The sequence below is a fragment of the Gilliamella sp. Fer4-1 genome, assembly GCF_001690515.1.
Taxonomy (GTDB): Bacteria; Pseudomonadota; Gammaproteobacteria; order Enterobacterales; family Orbaceae; genus Gilliamella; species Gilliamella apicola_C.
Map to the genome: position 1 here is coordinate 1 of NZ_LZGZ01000201.1, position 7,859 is coordinate 7,859.

Consider the following 7,859-nt stretch of genomic DNA (forward strand, 5'->3'; position numbering starts at 1 on the left):
GTAACTTGTTATTTTTTATGTGAAAATATAGCCTTAACTTACACAACAGCTTCTAACGTTGGGATCATTACTACTTTAGCACCAATATTCACAGCGGTATTATCTATATTCTTTTTAAGAGCCGAAGTGCCACCTAAACGTTTTTATGTCGGTTGTTTATTTGCAATTATTGGTGTTGGATTAATTAGCTTTAATGGTAAATTTGTGCTGTCATTAAATCCAATTGGCGATTTGCTGGCTATGTTGGCCTGCCTATTTTGGGCCTGCTATTCAATTTTAACAAAAAAAAGTAGTAACTATGGTTACAATATAATTTTATTAACAAGGCGATTCTTTTTTTACGGTTTGATATTGATGCTTCCCTTTTTATCTAGCTTTGATTTTGAATGGGGTTTATCACGGTTTACCAAGCCAGTTAATATTTTGAATATTTTATTTTTAGGCATTGGTGCTTCGGCTATTTGTTTTGTATCCTGGAATTATGCCGTTAAATTAGTGGGTGCGGTTAAAATTAGTATTTACTTATACTTAGTGCCAATTCTTACTATTATTACTGCAGTTGTTATTTTAAACGAGCCTTTTACTTGGGTTGCCGCCATTGGAACATTATTTACACTTTGTGGTGTGTTATTATCTGAAAGTAAAGCTAGAATAAGCAGAAAATAATTTGCTTAACCATTTGGTTAAATATGAGAAAGGAGCATAAACTCCTTTTTGTTTGATAATATTTTGTGATTTTTAGTCTAACTTTGGGTAATTAATGGTAATACAAAAAAGCAGTCAAGCGTAAAGGCAAAATACAGTCCCCTGCCGTCAACCATACGCTATTTTTTGACATATGAAACACTAGCATTGTGTGTTATGTATAAATGAATGCCGCAATTGTTGCAAATAATAGTAATGAACAACCTAACGATAATGTTACAAAAAGCGACATTCTAGGCTATATCGACGGTGTTTAAACCTTGCTTAAGATAAAGGTGGCAACGCACTGCACCTCCAGATAACACAGACAAGTCTATCGCATTATCAATCGCTGAACCAAGAATCAAAATTGAGGGTTTCAATTTGCCCCCTGCATAACGAGTAGCTAATCATTCATAAAAGATCAACATTAAATAACTACCCAGAGCGGATAAACAAGCAAATTAAATGACATTAATGGAAAGATTATAAAAAGCTTGCTTTAGATTGTTTAGATTAATGACTTTTAATAAATGCCAACAAACAATCAATGCAATAAAAAAGATAGATAACCCTAACAATAAAGCGAAATATTAGCGGTAGCGAGTAAAAAGTTCAATGAACTGCCATGGCAAAACTTTGCGTGCAAATACTTTCATCACGTAAACGCCAAAATTTGCTTTAATAATGCCTGAAATTTGCGGATTTTACCTTTCCAATCTATTGAAAACAATCCACGGAAAACAAAAAAATATATAAAAAACATTAATTATTAAATTTTTTCTTATTAAAAGGGCGCATTTGCTTTGTATAAAAAAGATTATATTGCGATAAAAACAGTTTGTACTTTCTATTATCACGTTATTACATACATTTTTGAAGTAATTCGTTATTTGTTTTCATATTTTGTAGCAATACAATATGTTGAAATATTGTGCTAAAAATAAAGTTATATGCTACACTGAGTAGATAAATAATTAACCATTTGTGGTAATAAACAACTCTTTTAATCTAACAATGAATTACATAATAAGAATATGGAAAACGATAATATCACAAGAAAAAATGTAATAAAAAAAACAAAAATTTGTTATTTAAACAATGGGCATCAAGGTATCTTTCCCATTTTTATGAGGTTAGAATATATTGGTGTAATAATTTGTATTTAAAATTCATAAATAACCTAATCACCTTTAAATCAATTTTACCTTTTTGTTGTTTAATAGGGATTAGTTATCCTTTATTTGCTGTGTTACCTAATGTTGAACCTGCAAAAACTGCAAAAGCAATACAAGGTTCGGCGCCTTATTTAACATTTGATGGTGGGCAAACTCAATCGTGGGATACGGATAGATTTTTAAATATCGAGCTACCTGATGGTAAAGTGCTAACCCCCAAAAACAATCCCTCATCTAAAGCTAATCCGATATCATTGCCACGTGATGGTATAAAACTTAGTGATATTAAAACGCTTATTCCATCGGGTCAAAGTACTATTTCAATGACCGATTTGCTCAATAATAATGGTTTTTGGACGGATAAAGATGGCGATGGTGATATTACCGCAACAGGGAATTTAACCATTACTGGTCGAGATGCCAATGGTACTCAAATGGGATTAGGTGATACCTTTCAGGATTGCAATGCGCCCTATAGTATAACAATGCAAAGTGATTATAGTATCTTATCAACGGCTTATGGCGAACCAAATTCAACTCCAATAGGGGCTAATAGCGCCACTTATTACCTAAATCCGCCTAAAGGCGCTTGTACTTATTCTGCCAAGCCCAACTTATTTTTAAGTAATAGTCGCAAAAATAATTGGAGTGGGTCGAATTATTCAGGGCCACCAAGCGAGTGGGACGATGCAAAAGGCTTTAAACGTCAAGATTTAAATAATCCAGCATCAAACTTTCCAACCATGGGGGCATATGGACTATTTTTTACCATGGATATGGTTGATAGCTTAGGCAGTGAGATGACTTTTGACAAGTCACCAGCAACATCGGGCATTGATTTAAATATAACAGGCAATGGTAGCATTGCCAAGATTCGGTTAGTTGGACCCAAAGAGGGGGCTAGCGCTGCCGAGGCAGCAACCGCAGTACCGACGACCTTTATCTTATATTCCGATAAAGCCAAAACGAATAAAGTATATAGTTTTACCATTAAAAAATGGTTTATCGTAAGAAAGAATGATAATGATATTAGTCATAGTTATGCTCAGGCTGAACAATACTGTAATCAGTTAGGCTATCAAATACCTACAGTTGATCAACTGACTAATGCTAATTCTCAGTATTGGAATCAAGGCTTAGCGGGTCAAGGTAATAACTACCAACGCCGTATTGGTGGAGGGCTATTTTCAGAATGGGGAGAAACTCGTGATTCTGCTAACATTAACGTGGGCTACCCTGGTAGTAATTTCGCAAGTCATCGGGCTTATTGGACGCAAAATACATATAAACCTTCTTACGAGCCCCTTATGAATCTTCAAGTACACTCTAATATAGGAATGGTTAGTACTTGGGGTTACACGAGTTATGGCACGGTCTGTGTAAATTAAAATGTCGCTATAATATCATGAATAATAAAACAAATAAATATAAACAGGGCGTGATTCAAGCCATACAAGCTTTTGTTAAACAAAAATTAGCTAATGACTTTTCGGGGCATGATATGGCGCATATTGAGCGAGTGGTGAGATTGACCGAGCAGATTTTACAGCATGAACCAAAAGCGAATGCGTTTATTGTGATTGTGAGTGCTTATTTGCATGACGTGATTGATGAAAAAGTGGTTGCTAATGTGAATCAAGCTATCATGGAGTTGCGTAATTATTTAATATTACAGGCGTTAACCGATAACGAAATTAAAATGATCTTTGACATTATTGAAAACATGTCATATCGAAAAAATCTTAATCAGAAAAAAACATTATCATTAGAAGGGCAAATTGTACAAGATGCCGATCGCTTAGACGCATTGGGTGCAATTGGCATTGGACGCACTTTTTATTATGGTGGTAATAAGCATAATATTATGTACGATCCAAATATTTCCCCCCGAATGGTATTGGATGAAGATAATTATAAAAGACCTAATACAGTTATTAATCACTTTTATGAAAAACTTTTGTTGCTTAAAGATATGATGAATACCCAAACAGCTAAAAAATTAGCTGAGCCAAGGCATCAATTTTTAGTTCAGTTTGTCGAACAATTCGAAAAAGAATGGACAGGTAAGGAATAATTGCCCGCTATTCTATTGATTAAACAATAAGTAGGTTGTTGATAATGCTTTTAACTAGCCTAAAACTGCGTTTAGGCTTTTTTAAACTATTTAAAGGCTGGATTTACTAAGTTTGCTTGGTAAAGATTGGTAACGGCGCTTAAAAAGGTATTGGCGCGCCAACCAGTGTTAGTACAATAGGTAAAGTGATTAAGCTTAATAATGTGCTAACTAAGGTTGCGCTTGATACCAGTTCTGGGCGAGTATCAAATTGTACAGACATTAATGTGGTATTGGCAGCACTTGGCATTGCAGCTAATACAATTAATACTTGCTTATAAATTGGTAAAATAGGCATAAAATAAACTATACCACATGCAACCAAAGGTGAAATAACCATGCGGGTTAGCAATGAAAACAACAATTTTGGGTAATCAAGTTGTTTGATCTTTATTTTGGCTAGTTGCATTCCCAAAATAATCATAATCACAACAATTGAAGAATCACCAATCATAGCAATGGATGTCATTATTGATTTAGATAAAGGAATATGGCACAACTGAAAAATAATACCTAACAATGCCCCATAAGCAACTGGCATGCGAATAACTTTATTAATAACATCTTTTTGACTAACAATATCATTATGAGCACTGCCCTTTGCAGCGTAATAAATACCGACTGTGCTCATTACAAATTGTTGTAACACCATCATAATTACACCAAGATCAAATCCCACCGAACCAAAAAAAACCAAAAGTACCGGTGTACCGTAGTTGCCATTATTCATAAAGCATGCACTTAAAATCATAGCGCAACGCTCTTTAACTGAATATTTCATGAACAGCGACCAAATTGAGATGATAATGACTAATAAAAAACACAAGCCAAAAATATAACCAATATAGAATAGATAATCGGTAGTTAACGTATGGGTATAAAACGTTTTAAATGCCAAAAAGGGGGAAAGCACATAAAGTGACATTTTTGAAAGGTTGGCTACATCAAGTTTTAGTGCTTTTTGAGCGATGAACCCAACTATAAAAATACAAAAAATAGGAAATAAAATAATAAAAAATTGCATAAGCGATATCTTTAAGCTGATTAATTCATTGAATCAATAGTGGTTATTATTGATTCTCGTAATTGGTTACAGGTATTATCATCAAGCGCATTGTTATGTTTATCTGTTAAGATAAACAAATCTTCAATATGCTCACCAATAGTGGCAATTTTTGCACTCCTTAATGATAAATCTAAATTAGCAAATATTTCACCAACGCAAGCAAGTAATCCTGGCATATCTAAGGCAATAAGTTCCATATAAGTTTGTCTTTCATTAAAAGCAGATAAGAAATTAACTTGTGTAGGTACAGAAAAAGATTGTAATCTTTTCTTTGGGGGTTTTATTCTCGCCGCTTGATAAACTGGTTGTTGTAGTGCTTTTTTTAGTGCGTTTATAATCCCTTGATGACGATCTTTTTGTATGGTTTGGCCATTAGGTTCTAATACAATAAACGTATCAAGGGCGAATCCTTTTTTATTTGTAATAATAAGTGCATCATGAATTGTTAAATTATGCATACTTAAGGTATTACAGACAGTGGCAAATAGATAAGGTCTATCGGGTGAATAAATAAAAACCTCACTACCACCATGATGTGAATTTAGGTTAATTAACACTAGTGTTTGAGATAAATCATGATGTAATAGATGTTGAGCATGCCGTACAATTTGTTCTGTTGTATAACGTAAAAAATAATCTACCCGATAATCCAGCCAAAAATCGTTGATTTGCTGTTGATCATAATTTTCTGCAAGTAATATTGCGAGTGCTTCTTGTTTATGTTGGCGTGCAATACTGCGTTGTTCAGGAATTTGATGAATACCCGAGTCAAAGGAATGCATGGTAGTAAAATAAAGTTGGCGTATTAGGCTTTGCTTCCAGCTATTCCAAAGTGTTTCATTGGTTGCACAAACATCTGCTACTGTTAAACAAAGCAAATACTGTAAGCGACGTTTGCTTTTTACTTGTTGAATAAATCCTCGAATTACTGCTGGATCTTGTAAATCTTGGCTTTGAGCGGTAACAGACATCAGTAGGTGATAGCGGACTAACCAGCAAATTAAATCAATGTCTTTGGTTTCGAGTTCGTGCAACTGGCAAAATTTTTCAACAAGCTGTGCACCTATTTCAGAGTGATCTCCATGTCGCCCTTTACCGATATCATGAAATAAACCACTAATAATCAGTAGTTCTGGTTTAGATAATTTAGTAAACACGGTTGAACTATTAGGGTGCTTTCGCTTACCACTATCTGTTTTTAAGTTATCCAATTCAATTAGTAACCGAATCGTATGCTCATCAACCGTATAAGTATGAAAAAGATCAAACTGCATCATTCCAGCAATGTGCTTCCAATCTGGAATATAGGCGGCCAATATACCATATTGATGCATGGGTAAAATAGCTTTTTTTATTGCATCGGGATGTTTGATAATCATCATAAATATCTGTCGAGATTTGGGATCTTCGCATAGCAAAGTACTTAATTTTCTTCTTGCCGAACGTAACTGCCTAATGGTATTTGAATAAAGCCCAGTGATTTGTGGATTAAGCAATATCGTATAAAAAAGCTGCATAATCATAACAGGATCTGTTTTAAAGAGATTATCATTTTTTATATCAATTAAGTTTTCTCTAATTTGGAAATGCTCATCAATATTATAAGGTTTACTTTTTTGGGGATGCTCAAGTATAGATTCATAAAACAGTTGTAATAACATCTGATTAAGTTCTGTAATATTGTGTGCAACTCGGTAATAGTCATGCATCATTTTTTCTACTGGCGTATTGCCCTCACCTTTGTAACCTAGCATGTTGGCAATACTAAGCTGGCGATCAAATAATAGACGATTATCATAACGTGAAATTACGCAATGAAGCGCAAAACGTATTCGCCATAAAAACTTACGACAAGTTTTAAAGTCTGCAATATCTTCATGAGTTAAATATTTGAAATCAGCCATTTTTTGTAAAAATTCACCACCAAAATGACGAATTGCTATCCATTGAATAGTTTGCATATCTCGCAAACCGCCGGGGCTATTTTTTAAATCAGGCTCAAGATTATAAGAGGTGCTGTGATACTGCTTGTGTCGTTCATGTTGTTCTTGGATTTTTGCCTTATAAAAAGCTCGAGAAGGCCAAATTTTATCGCTAAAAATTTGTTTATGTAGCTCATCTAACAATAATTGATTGCCCGAAATAAGCCTTGATTCAATCAAATTGGTCATTATGGTAATGTCGTTTTTTGCTTCTTGTAAACAAATTCTTAATGTCCTAACACTATGCCCTATATCTAAATGTAAATCCCATAACAAACGAACTAAATCACTAATCTGTTTTTCAATCTCTTTTACCAACGGATAATCACTTAAAATCAAAATATCAATATCCGATAAAGGATGTAATTCAGCACGACCATAACCGCCAACAGCGATTAAAGCAATACGATTACGTTTAAAAAAAGAAGATACATGTTTAGGAATTTGATAAAAACACCATAGGCGCTCAAGCAAACGATCAATAAATTGACTACGTAAATAGACTAATATATCAATATCAACTTGTTGCTCAAATTGAATCATAGACCATTGTTGAAAAGCTTCAAGTTGCTGTTTTAGATAGCTGATATTTATTTGGTCATCGCTAAAATTAAGAGGAGAGATAGGGTAACACAAATGTGTTTTAGTCATAGCTATATAATTAATATCCAGACAATTCAATAGCTATATCGTTACCTGATTTTAAATGTCTGTCAAGTGACAGTTGGAAGTAATCAAATCTTTAGCGACCGATATTATTTATAAAAAAGGAACAATAATTTGTTCCTTTTGTAAAAAACTTTTAGGAGCTATACCATTTAGTATAAAAATTATAA

6 protein-coding genes are annotated in these 7,859 nt (G+C 33.7%); 3 read left to right on the forward strand and 3 right to left on the reverse strand.

The genetic code is table 11. From position 1 onward, the window contains the following. Nucleotides 1-666, forward strand: a 666-nt coding sequence (locus A9G30_RS07125; RefSeq protein WP_065588512.1) for a DMT family transporter, incomplete at its 5' end; no start/stop codon positions are given. Nucleotides 667-938: 272 nt separating this feature from the next. Here the strand turns inward: A9G30_RS07125 and A9G30_RS13340 are convergent. After that, the gene (locus tag A9G30_RS13340) at nucleotides 939-1,067 is read right to left on the reverse strand and encodes a hypothetical protein (RefSeq protein ID WP_255305749.1); all 129 of its coding nucleotides are present in this window, start codon (nucleotides 1,065-1,067) and stop codon (nucleotides 939-941) included. Nucleotides 1,068-1,843: 776 nt separating this feature from the next. Here A9G30_RS13340 and A9G30_RS07130 point away from each other — a divergent pair. Together A9G30_RS07130 and A9G30_RS07135 are read left to right on the forward strand one after the other, a co-directional pair. Next, nucleotides 1,844-3,250 carry a hypothetical protein gene (locus A9G30_RS07130; RefSeq protein ID WP_065588513.1) on the forward strand — a complete coding sequence of 469 codons (1,407 nt, stop codon included), beginning with the start codon at nucleotides 1,844-1,846 and terminating at the stop codon, nucleotides 3,248-3,250. A gap of 17 nt (nucleotides 3,251-3,267) precedes the next feature. After that, a complete protein-coding gene (locus A9G30_RS07135) occupies nucleotides 3,268-3,936 on the forward strand; it encodes an HD domain-containing protein (protein ID WP_065588514.1) in 669 nt (222 codons plus the stop codon). 139 nt (nucleotides 3,937-4,075) lie between these two features. Here A9G30_RS07135 and A9G30_RS07140 read toward each other — a convergent pair whose 3' ends face one another. After that, complete coding sequence (locus A9G30_RS07140; RefSeq protein ID WP_065566946.1) at nucleotides 4,076-4,999, reverse strand: AEC family transporter; 924 nt, start codon at nucleotides 4,997-4,999, stop codon at nucleotides 4,076-4,078. Nucleotides 5,000-5,019: 20 nt separating this feature from the next. Next, a complete protein-coding gene (gene glnD / locus A9G30_RS07145; RefSeq protein WP_065588515.1) occupies nucleotides 5,020-7,674 on the reverse strand; it encodes a bifunctional uridylyltransferase/uridylyl-removing protein GlnD in 2,655 nt (884 codons plus the stop codon). Nucleotides 7,675-7,859 lie beyond the last annotated feature (185 nt).

Coding starts and splice junctions, on each gene's coding strand:
- A9G30_RS07135 (WP_065588514.1), top strand. CDS start 3,268: ATGAATAATAAAACAAATAAATATAAACAGGGCGTGATTCAAGCCATA.
- A9G30_RS07140 (WP_065566946.1), bottom strand. CDS start 4,999: ATGCAATTTTTTATTATTTTATTTCCTATTTTTTGTATTTTTATAGTT.
- glnD (WP_065588515.1), bottom strand. CDS start 7,674: ATGACTAAAACACATTTGTGTTACCCTATCTCTCCTCTTAATTTTAGC.